The 18,738-nt window shown below is 36.9% G+C and carries 16 protein-coding genes; 1 reads left to right on the forward strand and 15 read right to left on the reverse strand.

What is annotated here, in order from left to right; translation table 11 throughout:
- Positions 1–74 precede the first annotated feature (74 nt).
- The 5 genes from AC27GZ_RS08255 to AC27GZ_RS08275 all read right to left on the reverse strand — a co-directional run bounded on the left by AC27GZ_RS08255 (position 75) and on the right by AC27GZ_RS08275 (position 7,247).
- Positions 75–1,412 carry an OmpP1/FadL family transporter gene (locus tag AC27GZ_RS08255; protein WP_487094474.1) on the reverse strand — a complete coding sequence of 446 codons (1,338 nt, stop codon included), beginning with the start codon at positions 1,410–1,412 and terminating at the stop codon, positions 75–77.
- A gap of 88 nt (positions 1,413–1,500) precedes the next feature.
- Entirely contained in the window at positions 1,501–3,468 is a 1,968-nt protein-coding gene (locus AC27GZ_RS08260; protein WP_487094475.1) for a hypothetical protein, read from the reverse strand.
- Positions 3,469–3,487: 19 nt separating this feature from the next.
- Entirely contained in the window at positions 3,488–4,528 is a 1,041-nt protein-coding gene (locus tag AC27GZ_RS08265; RefSeq protein WP_487094476.1) for a hypothetical protein, read from the reverse strand.
- 272 nt (positions 4,529–4,800) lie between these two features.
- A complete protein-coding gene (locus tag AC27GZ_RS08270) occupies positions 4,801–6,363 on the reverse strand; it encodes a sodium/sugar symporter (RefSeq protein WP_487094477.1) in 1,563 nt (520 codons plus the stop codon).
- Between the two features lie 323 nt (positions 6,364–6,686).
- Positions 6,687–7,247, reverse strand: a complete 561-nt coding sequence (locus tag AC27GZ_RS08275) for a hypothetical protein (protein ID WP_487094478.1) — start codon at positions 7,245–7,247, stop codon at positions 6,687–6,689.
- Positions 7,248–7,626: 379 nt separating this feature from the next.
- Between AC27GZ_RS08275 and AC27GZ_RS08280 the strand changes: the two genes are divergently transcribed.
- Positions 7,627–8,088, forward strand: a complete 462-nt coding sequence (locus AC27GZ_RS08280; RefSeq protein ID WP_487094479.1) for a hypothetical protein — start codon at positions 7,627–7,629, stop codon at positions 8,086–8,088.
- A 43-nt stretch (positions 8,089–8,131) separates the two neighbouring features.
- On the opposite strand, the gene AC27GZ_RS08285 is transcribed toward AC27GZ_RS08280, so the two are convergent.
- The 10 genes from AC27GZ_RS08285 to AC27GZ_RS08330 all read right to left on the reverse strand — a co-directional run bounded on the left by AC27GZ_RS08285 (position 8,132) and on the right by AC27GZ_RS08330 (position 18,675).
- Positions 8,132–8,719, reverse strand: coding sequence for a cytochrome c3 family protein (locus tag AC27GZ_RS08285; RefSeq protein ID WP_487094480.1), 588 nt, complete (start codon positions 8,717–8,719; stop codon positions 8,132–8,134).
- A gap of 8 nt (positions 8,720–8,727) precedes the next feature.
- The gene (locus AC27GZ_RS08290; protein ID WP_487094481.1) at positions 8,728–9,222 is read right to left on the reverse strand and encodes a nitrate reductase cytochrome c-type subunit; all 495 of its coding nucleotides are present in this window, start codon (positions 9,220–9,222) and stop codon (positions 8,728–8,730) included.
- Between the two features lie 9 nt (positions 9,223–9,231).
- Positions 9,232–11,730 (reverse strand): nitrate reductase catalytic subunit NapA, encoded by a 2,499-nt coding sequence (gene napA, locus AC27GZ_RS08295; protein WP_487094482.1) that lies wholly within the window; start codon positions 11,728–11,730, stop codon positions 9,232–9,234.
- Between the two features lie 58 nt (positions 11,731–11,788).
- Positions 11,789–12,070: a chaperone NapD gene (locus tag AC27GZ_RS08300; protein ID WP_487094483.1), complete on the reverse strand. Its 282-nt coding sequence runs from the start codon at positions 12,068–12,070 to the stop codon at positions 11,789–11,791.
- Positions 12,060–12,638 carry a ferredoxin-type protein NapF gene (gene napF, locus AC27GZ_RS08305; RefSeq protein ID WP_487094484.1) on the reverse strand — a complete coding sequence of 193 codons (579 nt, stop codon included), beginning with the start codon at positions 12,636–12,638 and terminating at the stop codon, positions 12,060–12,062. The genes AC27GZ_RS08300 and napF overlap by 11 nt, the downstream gene beginning before the upstream one ends.
- A gap of 9 nt (positions 12,639–12,647) precedes the next feature.
- Entirely contained in the window at positions 12,648–12,815 is a 168-nt protein-coding gene (gene napE, locus AC27GZ_RS08310; protein WP_487094485.1) for a periplasmic nitrate reductase, NapE protein, read from the reverse strand.
- A gap of 608 nt (positions 12,816–13,423) precedes the next feature.
- A complete protein-coding gene (locus AC27GZ_RS08315) occupies positions 13,424–14,827 on the reverse strand; it encodes a metal-dependent hydrolase family protein (protein WP_487094486.1) in 1,404 nt (467 codons plus the stop codon).
- Positions 14,828–14,855: 28 nt separating this feature from the next.
- Positions 14,856–16,112, reverse strand: a complete 1,257-nt coding sequence (locus AC27GZ_RS08320) for a dipeptidase (RefSeq protein WP_487094487.1) — start codon at positions 16,110–16,112, stop codon at positions 14,856–14,858.
- Between the two features lie 71 nt (positions 16,113–16,183).
- On the reverse strand, positions 16,184–17,494 hold the full coding sequence (locus AC27GZ_RS08325; RefSeq protein ID WP_487094488.1) for a carbohydrate porin: 1,311 nt from the start codon (positions 17,492–17,494) through the stop codon (positions 16,184–16,186).
- Entirely contained in the window at positions 17,494–18,675 is a 1,182-nt protein-coding gene (locus AC27GZ_RS08330) for a hypothetical protein (RefSeq protein WP_487094489.1), read from the reverse strand. The genes AC27GZ_RS08325 and AC27GZ_RS08330 overlap by 1 nt, the downstream gene beginning before the upstream one ends.
- Positions 18,676–18,738: the final 63 nt, after the last annotated feature.

The following is an 18,738-nucleotide window of genomic DNA, read 5'->3' on the forward strand; positions in this document are numbered from 1 at the left end:
TACTGATCAATTAGAAAAAATACTTCTAATGGCTAGTAAGATAACAATATTAACTAAACTAAATAAAACATGGATTAAAAACGATAAAAAATGGAACCATATAGTTGGTGCTCTTCCATATTTTGTGAAAAATCAAACGCTGGTAACGCTGTTTTGCCAATATCATTGCCCCAACGGTATTGATAGGCCAAGTCAAATACCCAAGAATCAAAGGTGATACCTCCACCAAAAGATAAACCATAAATATCTTCCGAAGCACCGTCAGCGGCTGCGGGATCTAAAAATACTCCAGCCCTTAGTGGGATAATATAATTATCTCCCATCTGTTGGCTGATAATTCGATATTCACCACCTAGCCTAATTTGTGTTGTATCTTCGATATTGATGTCTTCAATTGGCAGACCACTAATTGGTGAAACTTGCATTCCATCTTCATCAGTGAAAACAAAATCGCTCCACATGGTTCGATATAAATCTGCAGAAAGGGTAAAACTATCCGATAATTGGTAAGCAAAACCAATTCCATAAGAAGATGGCATTGTTAAGGTTTCACTCGAATTAATCGGCCCAATTTTTTGTTCATTAATACTGTCAGGGTTATCAGGATTTCCCTGTATAATTGAAAAGTTAAGTGTTTTATCAACATCTGCATCAAAAGATGATTTGTACACCAATCCCATAGTCAGTTTTTGTTCATCTTGTTGGAATATTTGCCATAGGGCCCCTAAATTATAATTAGTTCCTGAAAAACTAAATTCTTCTTTTAGTAAAGTATTACTAATAAAAGGCTGGCCACCTAAATTACCACTTTCTTGAGAGTCGTTGGTTCTATCCCAACTATTATCTTGCCAAGAATTAACCGTAATACCAAAAGAAAGCCCTTCATTAATTTGAATTGCATAGGCAAAACCAATTGCAGAAAGAGAACCCTGTTGTTTAAATAAATACTCGTCTACTGTCTCTTGTTCTTCAAAATATAAATTCCACTCTCGAGATAAGTCATACAATCGTTGATAGTTAATCGAGAAGATCATATTTTTTCCACAAACATCTTCCCCGCAAGGGTAGCTAGCTGCAAAATAGTTTATTTCATTGCTATTGGTAGTATTTTTTCCATCAGATTCTGGGTGAGTGCCAAACGATAAATCTTCTGATAACTGAGTTGATGAGTAGACTAGTGCCAGTTCAGGTTTACGTAATTGAATCAATGCACTTGGATTCCATGATGCAGCAGTTGCATCATCGGCCATTGCAATAAATGCCCCTCCCATACCTAAAGCTCTAGCACCCGAACCAACAGGGTTAAATGATGAGGGAATATTAATGTTCTCTATTGCGTAACCATTTAAGCTAGTTAATGCTATAAGAGTAGCATAGCCCTTAAGTGTTAGTTTTCGAACGACAAAAGTCATGTAAAGTCCTTTAAAATAATTATTTTTCTTAATACCTAAAGCTAGTTCAAGGAAAGAGACTTTACAAATATGAAACTCACTTAATTTTCTACAATGTCACTAGCCGTTTATTTCCTTGATTTTTACAATTTGAATGAAGCTCTACCTGTGTTTTACCGCTTTGTTTTTCATTTTGTAATAAAATTACTCCTTGCGCACAGGCTTTATCATCACTAAATAGTTTTACTGGCATATTCTTCCACAATCGAAAGTTATCGCCAAAATCCGCTTTTATTTCATTACCATCTATTTCCAGCATGTCTGTGCTAAGTAGTGGGAAGCGATCGTGGAGCTTCATGTATAGTTGATTATTAATTGATTCACGGCTAGTTTCTTGGTTTTGCTGGTGCTTAGCTAATTTATCACCTTCGATATAAGCATCAAATGATACCAGTATACTGCCGCTATCAGCATCGATAATACGGGCATAGACTTCTTCACTATTACTTTTCGGTGATTGTCTAACAATCATTTCTCCCACAAACATACTTTGGGTTTTTACTAATTGTGCTGCTTGCCATGCACATTTATCAGTAACCATTAATTCGCATATTTTTAATGAATCAAGTTGTTCCGATAATGTCGCCCGTTCAACAAGTTGGAAACGTTTACGTGCTCTGACTTTTTCATCCATTTTTTGGTAAGACTGTTGTGATTTTTCACAATTTACGCCAGTATTTTGATCACAAGCAAAAGGAAATAGTGCCATTAATAAACGCTCTTTTTCAGCTAAGTAATGAGGTACAGTACGTGTGACTCTTAAAGTTTGACTGATGTTATTGCCAGATTCGTCTTGCGCTTGAATGGTAATATTATTTAGACCTTCGTTTAAATCAAGTGCATGGTTAATATATAGGCGCGTTCCAGCAGCGTGATATGATTTATTATTAACAGAATAAGAGGTGATATTAGCTGAACTTTCTATCCAAGCAGATAAAATCCAGCTACTTTCTTGAGTGCTGATAATATCAGCCGACTGGACATCAATCAGTAAAGGTTTGGTATAAGTAATGTCACGCTCAATACTTAAACGATTGCCAGCAATGTCTTGTACAGAAATATTAAAGGAATCTCCTTGAGCAATAAAAGTGAACTCAATGCTATTTTGACCTAAGGCGGTAATATTTCTTTCGCCGACATTAAACCATTGAATGCCTGAATGAGGATCATTGATAATGCCCTCTATTTCTATTTCACCAAATTCATTTTCTTCAATACGAGTGACAGATATTTTAGGCGGAAGGACATCAACCGGATTCGCTATTTTTTCAACTGTAATATTGCCAAAAATATCTTGTGCTTTTATCGTTATTTCAGGTTTATTAGTATTAATTATTTTATTGATAGTAATTGAAGAGGTTGCTCGTTGCAGGCTGACGGGAATTTTATCAATAACAACTGTTTCTTGCCAAATGTAAGGCTGCTCATCAATCCACACTTTATCGATAAAGGTGTCGTCAGAAATATCGACTGAAATAGCTCTCCCTAGTTTATTTGTCCATGAGGTTTTAGATTTTAGCAAAATGCTCGGGGATGATTTTTCTTGATCAATAACACTTTGCAATTTAGTGCGCGTTTTATTTAAATATTTCTCAGCTTTTGTTGATGGAAATTGTTTGAGTGAAGTTTCTAAGTACTGCTGAGCTTGTTGATATTTACTTTGATTGTATAACACTATCCCCAATTCACGGTTTGGGAAATAATTGGTGATAAAGTGCATGCCCAAGGTGTAAACACGCCTTTTATCTTTACTACGTTTTTGCACTGCTATTGATAAATCTTTATAAGCTTCTGACCACATTAAGCAATCAGCGTATGATAAACCACGCTCATAATAATCAAACCAGTCACCCAAAAAGGTACCACGAGTTTTACCACAGCATTGTTGGCTGCCTTTATTACAACTTGGTTCGGTATTAGTATCTACTTTTTGAGAATTAATTGGACTTGATGACTGACAGCTTGAGAGCAAAATAACAAATAATATACTCACCAAAAAGTTTATTGTTTTTTTCATCTTTTAAACTCCGTTATTTCTATCTTGGTGAAGATATCATCACACTTGAAATGGTGGCGACTTTTTGTGCTAATCGCTTAATCAGTTTTTGTTTATTTTTATCTTTAATAAAGATAGCAGTAGTTTGGCGAGTTTCCTTCATCATTGGATTGACCCATGCAATCAACACTTCTGCTTGATAAAAACGTTGAACTTTGGTTATTTTCTGTAATTGAATAACCAATTGATTCTCCATTACTTGCCACTCTAATGAGCTTTTACTACTAACACTTGCAATACCGTTTTCACAATTATTTAGTACGCCTGACTCGCAAAGAATTTTTTCATTAAAAGTTAATTGTTGATTGGAAACATCGATGATCTTGAAATTGGACTTAGTCACTAAAGCACTTAATGATTGACTATTTAAAGAACGACAATCATCAATAATTGCTGTTTCTGTACAAGGTAAACCATAAAAACCAATTCCAGCCTGGATATTTGTTTTAGCCTTCGACTCTATATTTGCTTTTGAGCTAAATGTATAAAAGTGCTTTTGAGCACTCATATCAACAACAACTAACTGGCATGACTCTAATGATTGGCAGACATCATTTAAAGTATTGGTAGAAATAATATATTTAAATAATGAGCCTTTATCTGAGTTGTTAAACGGTTGCATCGATAAGAAATAATAAGCTGGTAGTGAATAGTTAACTACATCGATTGAACGAATTGGAGCGAAAGCATTGATAACTAAGTTATCTTTGTTACTTTCTAAGGTTATTTTATTAATAAACTTTGTTGTATTGTTATTTATGATAACTTGTTGAGCATTTTTACGGTGATTGCTTATATAAGCATAAAGCAGATCAAAGTAGTTTTTTTCTATTTTAGCTTTAGTTAATTGCTGAGTGAATTTTTTAGGTAATTCACTTAAGTCCTTTACCTGAGTAATTTCGCTATTACTAGTTGGTTGATAATTAAATCGAAAACTTGAAACATCAAAGGTTAATTCTTGAGCCGATACAAAGCCTGATATCAAGAAAGTATTAAATGCGATAAAAAGTATTAACTTCACCAATGCAACCATTACTATTTTTATTTATTACTAATAGTAGACTATCTTCTTACAATAGATAGGTGAAATACATTCCCCCCCAACAATTCACGAATAAAGATAGTGATTTTGTTTGCTTTAGTCGCATCAACAGGCAAAAACGCCTGTGTCATACTTTGCGCAATAATTGAATCGGCCAATGCTGATAATTTAAAGCTATTTGAATTAATTACTTAAATTCATAAAACTAAAAAGCCGAGTATCAAGGTAACTCGGCTTTAGGCTTTAACTCATTACCACCATGTTGCGTAAATTATGACTAAAATAATGACGCAACCTAATGCGGCGATATTGAATGACTTTTCAGTAGTAAAGTTAATATTATCTATACTGACAGACGTATCATGGTCACTTGGCTTATCTTGTAAAGATACCAGTAACGAAAGCATAATGCAGAGAATAAAGACGATACCTATGCGATCCATAAATGGTAATTCAGGCCACAGGAATTTAAAGGCGATAGAAAATACCGCAGAGCCAATGGCTGCCGCTAATGCACCAGACGAAGTTGTTCTTTTGTAAAACATACCCATGATGAATATTGCGGTAATTCCAGGGGAGAATAGACCAGTAAATTCTTGAATATATTGGAAAGCCTGATCAAACTTACCTAATAACGGCTCTGCAGTAATTAAAGCTAAAGACAAGGCTATAAGTGTAGTAATACGGCCAATATGTACATAATGACGTTGGCTCTTATTCGGGCGTATATGTTGATAAATATCCATTGTGAATATGGTAGAAATACTATTGGTCATAGACGCTAAAGAAGAGACAATCGCAGCGACTAAAGCGGCAAAAACCAAGCCTTTTATACCTGTTGGCATTAAGCCCATCATAGATGGATAAGCTTGATCTGGCTGTGTTAACGCAGGAAAAAGCACAATAGCAGCAATACCCGGGAGTACAACAATAAATGGCATTAATAGTTTTAAATAAGCAGCAAAGGCAATACCTTTTTGTGCTTCTTGAATGTTTTTAGCGGCTAATGCTCGTTGAATTATGTATTGATTAAATCCCCAATAGCCTATATTCATTACCCATAAACCACCAATAAGAACAGAGATGCCCGGTAAACTCATATAATTAGGGCTATCTGAACTAAGAATCATATCAAAATGTTCAGGCGCTTGTTGTGTCAGTATAGAAAAACCAGCTAGAAATCCTTCTCCATCCGAGACTTTAACTAAGGCAAGATAACTTAAAAATAAACCACCAAAAACAAGTAGAACTACTTGAATTATATCAGTGAAAGCGACTGCTTTTAAGCCACCGTAGAGAGAGTATGCTATTGAAAATACGGCGAGAAAGATCATACCGAACATCCAATCGACACCTGCAACAGTTTGAATTGCTAAGCCACCTAACCATAAAACAGAAGTTAAATTTACAAAGATAAAAACGGTTAACCAAAATAGTGCCAATATTGTTTTAACTCGACCATCAAATCGTTGTTCTAAATATTGTGGCATGGTGAAAATTTTATTTTCTAAAAAAATCGGCAGTAAATATTTACCCACCAATATTAAGGTGATTGCTGCCATCCATTCGTATGACGCTATAGCAAGCCCAATGGCATAGCCTGAGCCCGACATACCTATAATTTGTTCTGCAGAAATGTTGGCTGCAATTAATGATGCACCTATTGCCCACCATGGAAGTGATTTACCGGCGAGAAAATAATCTTCTGTATTACGATCTCCTTGATGATCATTGCGTGAGATCCATAAAGCTATACAAAGTAAGCCTATAACGTATGCAATGAAAACCGTAAAATCGAGCGTGTCTAAAGTCATTGAAGTGGCCTTATTATTTTTATAATGAGTGGAATAGCCAATAGCTAGGTATAAGAATTGAGCTGAATTTTAATTCGCCAATCATTGAAGCATGAAAAAAATAGTAAACATATCAATTATGAGTCAGTAAATATTAAAAATATGCTGTTTCAATAGCATTTGAAATTTATAAAACATTTTCAAATGAGCTATTTAATTTCATTATTTTGGAGGAGGTTAGTTGTCTATGTCGCTAACATGAGGCGTGAAAAATAAATTACTGCGCGGTATGGTCAGCGCAGTAATTTAAATTATATTAGTTTTCTTAATAGAATGATTAAGCATTAATGTTTATGTCCATGCATAACGGGCTTGCTATCATCAATGGGCAGCATTATATGGGCATAGGGGGTATCAGCCCACATAACATAAGGACCTCCAGATGAAGGGTCGGTTGATAAGCCTTTAAGCATTTCTTTTGGCACAATAATCATTAAATGAGGACCTGTTTCAACATAGTCTTTCGCATCTTTATGATTATTATGATAGGGATCGGAGTTACTCACTCCTGCGCCATAATCACCTTTTAGCATGTATGAAATGCCAATTTTATCTGGGGTAAAAGGCGACTTTGAGCCTAAGGCTTGTAGTAACTTCATCCAAGTTGCATCGTTGCATATAGGGTTTTTATCATTAGGTAGTGTGTCAGGTAAACAAGTCCAGCCATTATTACCTTGCTTTAAGACACTACCATCGGCATCTAATATCAAAGCGTTTTCGCTAATTGCAGTTGGCGCGGCTGACATAGCTCGCTTTATTTTGGTTTTCTTAGATTCATCGGCATAGCTAACATTAATTAGCATACTGATAAAACTGAGCACCAAAATTAATATCGTTGATTTCATAAAATAATCCTTTCTTGGTTATAGGAGCCCTGAATATAAAACTTCAACAGGATTGATGAGTATAGTTGAGTTTATAAAAATCACTTTCTTGTAAGATTTTTACTGATGGTAAATCATTTTTATCGCTTAAAAGAGGAGGGTATGAGCTGACTTAATAAAACACTCGATAATTTTTACATCCGTTTTAGGTGTCATTCTAAGAGGTGACTTTACTATTGTTTAACTGATTAACTATAAATGAGGTTGGCACATTAATTCTGCTCTGTAGTTAAGCTTTGAAAAACCATTATTGATATGTTTAATTTTATATGACAATAATAAGCAAATTATAGGTTTATTAATTACTTACTTTACTTAGTATTAAAGCGGTATTGAATTCATGCTTATTCAAGAAAAGCAATTTACTAATTATTTTACACGCGAAGAATTTTTGTCAATTTTTATGGCTGGCAGATACAAAGCAAAAACAGCGTATAGCATTAACGGCGAAGAACGTTCCATTAAAGCTATTTACTTTAGGAATTTTGCTTACACCCTTTCCGATAGAATTATGCTTCATGAAGATTATTGGCAAAGCCGAGAAGTTTACCCTAAAGATTGGCTTCATGGTCAAGCGGAATACTTTCAAGCGTTAATTGATGAATATCAAGAGTGTATTACTCTAAAAATAATACTGTTAGATGAAACGCAAGAAGAGCACATTGGTTTTGCTTTGCTTGACTGTATCGCTCAATATATTCAAAACGAACTTTCAATTGAACAATACTTCTCCCGCGCTTTAGCTGCATGTTTGCTTATTTTTATGATTGAAAACGGTAGTTTAAAAAATAAAAAAGCCTAACTAAATCAATAATTAGGCTTTTTCGTGAAATGGTATTTGTACTTTACCAGCCTTCAACACCTTTCATATCAGGAAGTTGATGAGCAATACCTTTATGGCAGTCAATACAGGTTTTTTCACCGTTAGCTAGGGCTCCAGAGTGTTGAGTTGAAGCTCGTTCACTTTGCTCTGTAAAGTCCATATAGTCAAAGTTATGGCAATTACGACATTCCAGAGAGTCATTAGCTTTTAAACGTACCCATTCGTTTTCAGCAAGTTGACGACGGTGAGCAACGAACTTCTCACGCGTATCAATGGTACCAAAGATTTTCCCCCATACTTCTTTCGAAGCTTGGGTTTTTCTCGCTATTTTGTCTGTCCATTTGTGAGGAACATGACAATCAGGGCAGGTTGCACGTACCCCTGAACGGTTAGAAAAGTGGATGGTGGTTTTTAATTCTTCATAGACATTATCTTCCATCTCATGACAAGAGATACAAAACTCTTCAGTGTTGGTTACTTCTAACGCTGTGTTAAAGCCACCCCAGAAAATAATACCAGCAACAAAGCCACCTACCACTAAGAAGCCTAAGCTATAGTATGCACTCGGTTTTCTTAATGTATTCCAACCAGTGATAATGATGTTTTTCATAACCACTCCTAGTCTTTCGTTGCTTTTGAAGACTGCATCATTAATTGGTGCATATCGACAAAGTTGTTTTCAACAAGTGGTTTAGCATCTTTTTGAGTGACATGGCATTGATTACAAAAATAACGTCTAGGTGAAATTTCAGCTAAAAAATTACCTTCACGATTCATGTAATGAGTGACACTAATCATAGGAGCCTGTGACTCTTCAGTTAATTGCCTAGAGTGACATGCCATACACTTATTGTTGTATTTATTCACTTCATAACCACGTGTTTTATGAGGAATAACAGGTGGTTGCATAGGGTAGTTTCTAGCTTTCTTAACGTCTTTATTTACAACTCGAGGAATTGCCGCAGGTTCTTTCTGCTCATCTATAGCTACATGGCTACGTAAGGTAGCAATTTCTTTGTCACTAGACATTGCTTGAGATGTAATTACTGTTGCCAAAATAGAAAGAGCAATACACAGGCGTTTACGCAAATTGTTTTTTATTAAATTTTTCATAATGCTCTCCTATACCTTTTCAATTTTGATAGCACATTTTTTGAAATCTGTTTCTTTAGATAACGGATCAGTTGCATCTAAAGTAACTTTATTAACTAAGCGACTAGCGTCAAACCATGGCATATACACTAAGCCTCTAGGCGGTTTATTACGGCCCCTTGTTTCGACACGTGTTTGCACTTCACCACGACGAGATATAAGTTTAACTAGGTCGCCACGGCGCATGTTTCTCGCTTTTGCATCGTCAGGATGCATATAAACAAGTGCATCAGGCATAGATTTATATAATTCTGGTACACGTTGAGTCATTGAACCTGAATGCCAGTGCTCTAATACACGTCCTGTAGATAACCATAAATCATATTCTTCATCTGGTGATTCAGCCGCAGGCTCATAAGGTAAGGCGAAAATAATGGCACGACCGTCTGGCTTACCGTAAAAGTCAAAATCTGAGCCCGGTTTTGCATAAGGGTCAGAGCCTTCTTTAAAACGCCACTTAGTTTCTTTGCCATCAACTACAGGCCAGCGTAAACCACGTGTTTGGTGGTAGGTTTCATATGGGGCTAAATCATGTGCATGGCCTCGACCAAAGGCAGCATATTCTTCGAATAAGCCTTTTTGAATGTAGAAACCAAAATGACGAGATTCATGATTTAAACGATCTTCAGGAATTTCATCTAAAGAATACTTGCCTACAGGCACATCTTTATAAAGAATATCAAATAAGGTTTTACCACGTACCTCTGGCTTTTTAGCGATGAGCTCTTCAGGCCAAACTTCTTCTACCTTGAACCTTTTTGAAAACTCAACGACTTGCCACATATCTGACTGTGCGCCTTTAGGTGCTTCAACCATTTGGTACCATGCTTGTGTGCGACGTTCTGCGTTACCATAAACGCCTTCTTTTTCAACCCACATTGCTGTTGGTAAAATAAGATCAGCAGCTTGTGCTGTAACTGTAGGGTAAGGATCAGAAACCACAATAAAGTTTTTCGGGTTACGGTAACCTGGGTAACCTTCTTCATTAATATTTGCGGCGGCCTGCATGTTGTTATTACATTGAACCCAGTAGAAATTGAGTTTGCCATCTTTAAGCATTCTATTTTGAAGTACGGCATGATATCCCGGTTTTGGTGGAATCGTACCTTCAGGAAGCTGCCAAATTTTTTCTGCAATCGCACGATGTTTCGGGTTGGCAACAACCATATCTGCAGGTAAGCGGTGAGCAAAAGTACCCACTTCACGTGCGGTACCACAAGCAGATGGTTGACCTGTTAATGAAAACGGGCTGTTACCTGGAGTAGAAATTTTACCTGTTAATAAGTGAATGTTATAAACAAGGTTATTTGCCCAAACACCACGAGTATGCTGGTTAAAACCCATAGTCCAGAAAGAAGTGACTTTCGTTTTTGGATCGGCATATAACTCAGCTAAGGCTTTTAAATTACTTTCTGGTACACCTGATAGTTTAGAAACATATTCAGCAGTATAAGTACTGACAAATTTTGCATATTCGTCAAAATTAATCGGTTTAGAGCTGCCTGCTGTTTTGCCATTGTTTTTGGCTTTTTGCTCGAGTGGGTGCTCAGGGCGTAAACCATAACCTATATCAGTTTCACCTAATCTAAAGTTTGTATGTTTATTAACAAAGTCTTTATTTACACGATTCGTTTGAATAATGTAATTTGCAATGTAGTTTAAAATCGCTAAATCTGTTTGAGGAGTGAAAATCATGCCATTATCGGCTAAGTCGAAACTTCTATGCTCAAATGTTGATAAAACAGCAACTTTCACATGAGGAGCACTTAAACGGCGATCTGTTAATCTTGTCCATAAAATAGGGTGCATTTCAGCCATGTTTGAACCCCAAAGCACAAACGCATCAGCGGCTTCAAGATCATCATAACAACCCATAGGCTCATCAATACCAAAGGTACGCATAAAACCACCAACAGCTGAAGCCATACAGTGGCGAGCATTAGGGTCTATGTTGTTACTTCTAAAACCTGCTTTCATTAATTTTGCAGCAGCATAGCCTTCTTGCACTGTCCATTGGCCAGAGCCAAACATACCAACGGCTGTTGGTCCTGTTTTTTGTAAGGCATCTTTAGCTTTTTCAGCCATAACATCGAAAGCTTGTTCCCATGAAATAGGCGTGAACTCGCCTTCTTTATCATATTTGCCATTACTCATACGTAATAGCGGGGTAGTTAGTCGATCTTTCCCGTACATGATTTTAGAAAGGAAGTAGCCTTTAACACAGTTTAAACCTTTATTGACTGGCGATTTGATATCACCATGCGTAGCAACAACTTTACCGTCCATGACGCCAACGTTAACACTACAGCCAGTCCCACAAAAACGACACGGCGCTTTGTCCCATTTCAGTTTAGTTAATTCGCTACTAGTAATTAAATTTGATGCCTGTGCTTGTACACTTATGCCTGCAACGGATGCTGCGGCTGTAATTGCACTTGCTTTGATAAACTCTCGGCGATTGATGGTCATTATTGTCACCTATTTATTTGTGAGTATGTAATTGTTAGTTATAAATTCGTTATTTTTATTATGTTTTATCGTATTGATGATAAATGGGTAAAATATTGATTAAATTAGGATCTTGTCTTAATTGATCAACTTTTTCCCCAATAGATTTATGGGTATTACTCTCAAGGGTAAAAATTATTTTTCCCTCATCATTTCTCCCATGTAATTCTGAACCTTTTACTTTGTTTATAGCTTTTTCCACTTCGGATATTTTATCCATCATGGCATGTGCTATAAAACTAGCAACATGGTATTCGTTACTGTTTTCTAATTCAGTACAAATTGGTTGTTCAGCCGACATTTACTACCTCTATGTTATGTGTTTTTTTGCTCGCTGATTGACTTATCAGCGTTGCTTTAATTGCATTTTGTGGGCAGGTTGATACACATGCCCCACATTGTGTGCAACTTTGATGATTTATTTCAGGCTGTGGAATATTGGTAAAATTACCATTGACGTTATAAGAAAACTTAATTGCTTGTGGTTCGCACTCGTCTCTACAGCTTTGACAATAAATGCTACTTTTTGCTAAACACTGGTTATTTATCTCTATTTGTACTGGCCAAGGTTGATATTCATCAACTAGGGCTTTTTCTGTATGCTCTGTGACTAAAAATAGTGGCTCAGAGCATGCCTGTATACATTTTTGACAGAATGTACATTCACCTTTGGCAAAGTCTATTTTCGGAAAACCTGAGCCATCGCGTACAATAATATTGGTTTCACAAACATCAATACACTTTTGACACTGAGTACAACCTTGGGTAAAGCTTTCTTCGCTTTTAACCCAGGGTAATCTAAGTGCTTTTTCAGTGTTTAGCCTTCCTCTTAGAAAGCCACGTTTTTGAAGATCAATTCTCTCTGTCATAAGGAGAATCTAAATTGTTGGTGGTCCAAAAATCATTTGACTGATCCAGATGGAAAACCCTAATGCGCCAACAATGATTACGGACATAATTGGTGCTAAGAAAACGGTAAGAAAGATAAAGGTATTGCGCTCATGCTTTTTTTGTTGAGCAGGGGTTACGTCAGAGCTTTTGTTCATGTTTTTACTTCTCTCTTTTTTAAGTAAATTCAGTATAGAAGAGCTTTTTAAATTTAACCAATAAAAAAATCAACAAAATCATCATGATAAATAATTTGTGATACTTGTTGTTATGTTGTGTAAGTAATTGAAAATATTAGCTATATCTAGGGTTGAATATAGGGGTGTATATTTGGTGTTTTAGCAGATACCTTTTATTGTTTTAATTAAGCCCAATGAAAATGGGCTTGTTAGCTATGTTGGGTAGTTTTTTTTAGCTTTTAAAAAGAAAGCTGATCTAGATCAATAAAAGCTTAATTAGCAATCAAAAGCCCCCTAGAACGATAAAAACATTGCCACTTTAACGGTCAAACAAAAGGGCGATAAAATAGCCAAAACATGCTTTAAAACGATAACCTGAATTGTCTTGAATAATACTTTTTCAGGTTTGGATGGGGGGTATTTATTACTGCGAAATTGAAAAACGATTTTAATCAAACACAGCATTTTTATAGAGGAATAAAACCTAATTTTTTAGGTGTTAAATGTCAAAAATATTAAGAGAAATTATACGGCGGAATTAAAACAAAAAGGCCATTTAAGATTAATGGCCTTTCATTGAATTCGTGTTAAGTTTTATTGTGAAATATTTTACCGTCTTTCATGACAAAAGGAATAGTTTTGATATCTCGTGTAACTCTTGGAGCTGCCCACATATCGAAGGTTGCGCCTAGTACCGATAAATCTTTTAATGGGTTGCCATCTACTAAAATGATATCGGCATAAGCGCCTTTCTCTATAACGCCTAACTTAGCAGGATATGGGTTGTTTTTCCCTGTTAATGCCATGAGTTTTCCATTGGCACCTGTCATATAATATAGCGTTTTAAAGTTACCAAACCCTTCTGCAAATTGCCCCATTTGAAAGTCACGAATGCTACGAGAAGCAGCTTTAGTAGACACCACTACGTCAGTACCGTAACCGATATTGATGTTGGTTTTATTCGCTAGTTTTAACCAGTTTTTATAGTTTTCTATAATCTGTTCAACTTTACCTCGCATAGGGAGATCTGGGTTGCCATAAACAGGATGTTTTAATAATTGCTCAGAAAAGCCGGCCATAGCGGGGACGACAAAAGCACCTTTCTTCTTGACTAGTTTAAAAGTAGATTCCTTTTGCATTAAATTGCCATGCTCAATAGACATAACACCTGCTTCAAGTGCTCTTCGAACTGATTCATCATGATAAGCATGTACAGCACCTATGGTATCCCATTGCTTAGTTGCTGTTACCATGGCTTTCAATTCTTCCATAGTACCTTGTAATGAATGTAATGGATCGCGAGTAGAAGTTACGCCTCCTCCGGCCATCATTTTAGTAAAATCAGCACCACCAGCTAGGTTATTTCTCGCCGCTTTTAGCACTTCATCAGCACCATCAGCAAGGATCACAATACCTAAGTTTTCTACATGGCTTGTTGTATTCATATTTGTACGTGTTACTTGTGATGGCGGTCTCCAATCACCGTGACCAGATGTTTGTGATATACAAGCGCCTGAAAGGTAAATTCTTGGGCCGATTAACGTTCCAGCCTCAATATGTTTTCTTAAACCGTCATGTGAACCGCAGAGGTCGCGTACAGTGGTAAACCCAGAAAATAAATATTCTTGAGAAGCGTCATAGGCAAGTGCACCCACTTCTTCCCAAGTCATATTACTAATACCGTCAATTGCAGCTGGATTAGCTAGATTTTGTAAGTTTAAATGCACATGAGCATCTATGAGACCAGGCATTAAAGTACGTCCATGGCCATCAATAACTGTGTCATTGTCATCGGCATTCACAGACTTTGCACAAGCGTTAACTATTTTATTTTTTTCAACAACAACGTTACAGCCTTTAATGAGCTTATCTTGTGTGCCATTGAAAATATTAACATTGGTAAAAATGGTCTGCTCTGCTGTTGCTGAGAATACTTGGAAACCAACGCTTGCTAATAACAATGTTAAGGTGGTTTTCTTAACGTTTATCATAATTATTCTACCTTAGTTAAATTCAATACTATTTTTGCCAATTTGCTTTATAAAAACGGACTAAGTTCTCACCCAAAAATCCGGCAACTTCTTCAGGTGTCCAACCATAGGTTTCTTCTAAAACGCGTGCCGCACCCCACATTTCACTGGGTTTTCCCATATGTGATGGTGTGGCATAGCCCATTTCAACAGGAAAATCTTTCGGATTGTTTAAAATCCAATGCAGGGTATCGCCGTAGTTCCAAACGTAATCAGAACCTGCACATACATGTTCAGCTCCAACCAAGTTACGAATATATTCTGCATGTTTAGCAATACTAAAAGGTGATGCATCACCTTGAGGGTTTAAAAAACCACCTATAAAGTTGATACAAATTACTCCGCCAGTGGCAGCAACCGCTTTAATGGCTTTGTCGGATGCACTGCGATCTATAGGTTGAAATGTATGTGCGTTGGAGTGCGATAACATTATTGGTTTTGAGCTTGCTTGAGCAGCTTCTACACAAGTCTCATTTGAAGAGTGAGAACAATCTAAGGCAATACCTAATCGGTTAGCTTCTTTGATTACTTTAAAACCTATTTCATGTACGCCTTTATCTGTACCGTCAGAGTTCGAGACGCCACCATCAGCATAAGGGGTGTCAATATTGTAGGTGAACATGAGTTGGCGTAAGCCTAAATTATAGAATTTGTTTAGATTGGTAATAGCTTCTTTCGCATTTCCAGATTGACTAAGCGGCATCATGCCTTGGAAGTTATGAAATATACCGAGTTTTCCTGTCTGCTTAGCTGTATAAAAATCGTTAATGGTTTTTACTTGTAGGTATTTATCTGAACGTTCTGCCCAATGTTGATTGGTGGCAAGCATACGTTTTTCAACAACGTCTGGTGTATCTGGCTTACCTGCATTGGTTACCGTTGCTGAAACAACATTAAAGTGGTGTTTTACAGAGTGATCTGTAGCCCTCTCATATTGCTCGGCACTAAAACCTGCAGGGAAGTCCGGTGCGCCAACAAATAAGCTATCAACAATCATAGTGTCTTTGTATCGCGCTTTAATATAAACATCATCTTTTAGCTGTTGCTCAGTACGAGGATCGGCTACTTTAATTAAGTATTTTACATACTCATCAAATTCCTTTTTATCGGTTGGGCGCTCACGCATCTCAATTTCAGGTGCAGGCCCCATTGCAGAAGGTTCATTTACTTCTTTTGCAACCGTACTATTGCAAACGGCTAAGCTGGTAGCTAACGCAAGCGATATATAAAGTGTAGAGTGGTGCATTGTGTATTCCTTATGTTTCCATTTTATTGATGTACATGTTTATATTATAAGTAGATAAAGAGTAGATAAAGTTACAGGCTGACCCTCAATCGTAGGCCAAAAATTCTAATATCATCCGTATCAGTGTTTAGTGCCGGATCGGTTAAAAACTGAATACTTGGTGTAATTGCAATGTTTTGAGCAAGTTGTAGTTTGTAATAAATCTCTGTGGTAATTTGATTTCGAAGCGTATCATGTGGCATTTTCCCCCAATTTATTGCAACACCTAATTCATCACTGCGACTTTCAATTTGATAGGTAAGCCCTAAAGTCACCGTTTCGTTATAAATAGGTGCTGAGCCTTTAGATATGCCCGCGCGAAAAATAGGCATAATGCCATTATTAAATAACCAATTAGCTGAAACACCTACGCCATAGCTATCTTCTGTGGTGATGCCATCGCGCTTATCGACATGCCAAAACGACATATTTACTTGGTGGGTATATCGCTGTGTTTTATTTGGTGACCAGCCAAACTCAATGGCTTTCCAGAATTCTGGTCCACCGGAAAAAAAGTCTAAATTATCGGTTAAAAGGCCATTAGCGTCATTAATTGTACCTAAAGCATAAAACTCGTCTGTGAGCCAATGACCTCCGCCAATACCCCAGCTTGCATCCGGTAACGCGACAGAAGGGTTGAGCAGTACCGCAACGTTTTGAAATGCCGTCCAAGGGTTCGCGTATCCTGACACAAAGACATAATCATTAGGATCATAGCGGCCTATAATAATTCCACCTTGCCCACCGTTAACGCGTTGTTGATAGTTCAAATCAACCAAAACAGTACCTACGTCAGAGAACAAAGTGCCTGTCATACCTGCATAACCAACTTCACTGGCTAAGTCCGCAGGAGCGATATTAGTACCTAATTTATGGCGGTTATCAATATTAAAATAGAGGGTGCCTGTATCCTTAGTACCTTTTCCAACAATATCCCATGCACCGTTAAAGCGTATAATGCCTAAGGCGCCAGTATCTTCGTTACCTGCTATTGTTTTATTGGCGTGTTGATACAAAGCGTTATAGTAAAGCCCAAATCGAAAACCATGTTCTTCATTTACTGACTTCTTGTATTTAAACCAAGGCGCTAGTGAATCATCCATTTTTTCGAAAATAAATAGTGGCTTTGTAACACGATCTTCTTCTTCTAACTCGGCTTCAACAGAGGTTCTCCCTTCCAGTTTTATTTTTTTGCTGTAACCGGATTTATGAGTTTTCTTAATTTGTTGCTCGTGATCCGAAGATGTTTGTTCTGCTGTTGCCAAAGAGGTAAATAAAGCGCCTAGCATTGTGATGATAAAAGATCTTACAAATTTTAAATAATTTGAGCTTGCTCTTGCCATTATTTAAACCACGCTGCTACCGCATTTTCAACTACAGGGCCGACATTAAAACCAAGCATCCATTGTGGTGATATCGACTCAGATCGTTCTATATAGTAATTAAATTCAACGCTAAACTTCCAAGGTCTACCGTCAAACATTATTGTTTTACCTACAGTGAGGTTTAGAGGAATGGTTGCTTGATCATTAATATGATCATAAGCAATGATAGGTGTTGTTCCTACGTTATACCCACCACCAGGCAACCAAATACCAAAGAGTTGCGCACTGGTTACATTCACCTTTGTATTTCCACTGCCAGCCACATCCCACATGTGGTTAGGGTATGCGCCTAATACGTAATTTTTACCTAATTTCGCAACTAAAAACTCAGGCCCCAACATCAACTTTTCTGTGCCTATGCCATCTTCGGTTGCCGTGGGTAAGCTCGCCACCATACCTCCAGCAAATGCCCAGCCTGTTTCGGTTGTAACTCCGTAAGCAAGATCAAATGTAATATCAGCTAATGCGGTTTCCCCTTCAAATTTTGCCGTATTATTATTGAATACAGGCTGCTGGAATACTACAGGGATTGCAGGTCTAAAAAAGATCATATCGCCATTATCTAGCTTAAAAGGCATGGAAGGTTGAAACATTAAGGTTGTGCTACTTTGATCATTAGCATTGCTTATGTCACCTTCGAACTGACGGTATTGTAGTTTTAAGTTTAGCGTAGCTAGTGGCGTATTGGGGTTCGCCAGTTTTTTAGCCACTTCATCGGCAGAGGGTGTTGAAGCACCACCACTGGAAGACTTATTCGGCGAGTTAATATTAATACTTTGATTTTGAACAGTAAAAATGACGTATTCTTTGGTTTTAGGATTGCTAGCTTTATATTGATTTTTATTTTTCTCAATATTTAAACACTCCCATGTGTTATCGATTAGAATACAAGCTTGTTTATTTGAGATTTTCCATTGTCTTTTAAACGTATCCCCCCAGGCGGTTAAGCTACCTGTACCATCTTTTCTATATTGAGCCACAGCTTTATTCTCACCTTTAAGTGTGGCTGTCATTGTTGTATTAGAAAATAATGCTATTAATTGCTTTTCATCAGTAATTGCTTGCCAACTGTCGTTATTAGCAAGCGTTGAAAAAGATAAATGGATTAGACATAAGCTTAAAACGAATAACTTTTTCACGATAAATCCCTTCATTTATTAGTAAAATAGCTTATAAAAATCAACCTGCCTTCATCTAATTTA

The sequence above is a fragment of the Colwellia sp. SU-HH00943 genome (genome assembly GCF_057546125.1).

What these genes read in the sequence shown, in the direction of transcription:
- AC27GZ_RS08255 (WP_487094474.1), bottom strand. Translation starts at nt 1,412, where the DNA reads ATGACTTTTGTCGTTCGAAAACTAACACTTAAGGGCTATGCTACTCTT.
- AC27GZ_RS08260 (WP_487094475.1), bottom strand. Translation starts at nt 3,468, where the DNA reads ATGAAAAAAACAATAAACTTTTTGGTGAGTATATTATTTGTTATTTTG.
- AC27GZ_RS08270 (WP_487094477.1), bottom strand. Translation starts at nt 6,363, where the DNA reads ATGACTTTAGACACGCTCGATTTTACGGTTTTCATTGCATACGTTATA.
- AC27GZ_RS08275 (WP_487094478.1), bottom strand. Translation starts at nt 7,247, where the DNA reads ATGAAATCAACGATATTAATTTTGGTGCTCAGTTTTATCAGTATGCTA.
- AC27GZ_RS08280 (WP_487094479.1), top strand. Translation starts at nt 7,627, where the DNA reads ATGCTTATTCAAGAAAAGCAATTTACTAATTATTTTACACGCGAAGAA.
- AC27GZ_RS08285 (WP_487094480.1), bottom strand. Translation starts at nt 8,719, where the DNA reads ATGAAAAACATCATTATCACTGGTTGGAATACATTAAGAAAACCGAGT.
- AC27GZ_RS08290 (WP_487094481.1), bottom strand. Translation starts at nt 9,222, where the DNA reads ATGAAAAATTTAATAAAAAACAATTTGCGTAAACGCCTGTGTATTGCT.
- napA (WP_487094482.1), bottom strand. Translation starts at nt 11,730, where the DNA reads ATGACCATCAATCGCCGAGAGTTTATCAAAGCAAGTGCAATTACAGCC.
- AC27GZ_RS08300 (WP_487094483.1), bottom strand. Translation starts at nt 12,070, where the DNA reads ATGTCGGCTGAACAACCAATTTGTACTGAATTAGAAAACAGTAACGAA.
- napF (WP_487094484.1), bottom strand. Translation starts at nt 12,638, where the DNA reads ATGACAGAGAGAATTGATCTTCAAAAACGTGGCTTTCTAAGAGGAAGG.
- napE (WP_487094485.1), bottom strand. Translation starts at nt 12,815, where the DNA reads ATGAACAAAAGCTCTGACGTAACCCCTGCTCAACAAAAAAAGCATGAG.
- AC27GZ_RS08315 (WP_487094486.1), bottom strand. Translation starts at nt 14,827, where the DNA reads ATGATAAACGTTAAGAAAACCACCTTAACATTGTTATTAGCAAGCGTT.
- AC27GZ_RS08320 (WP_487094487.1), bottom strand. Translation starts at nt 16,112, where the DNA reads ATGCACCACTCTACACTTTATATATCGCTTGCGTTAGCTACCAGCTTA.
- AC27GZ_RS08325 (WP_487094488.1), bottom strand. Translation starts at nt 17,494, where the DNA reads ATGGCAAGAGCAAGCTCAAATTATTTAAAATTTGTAAGATCTTTTATC.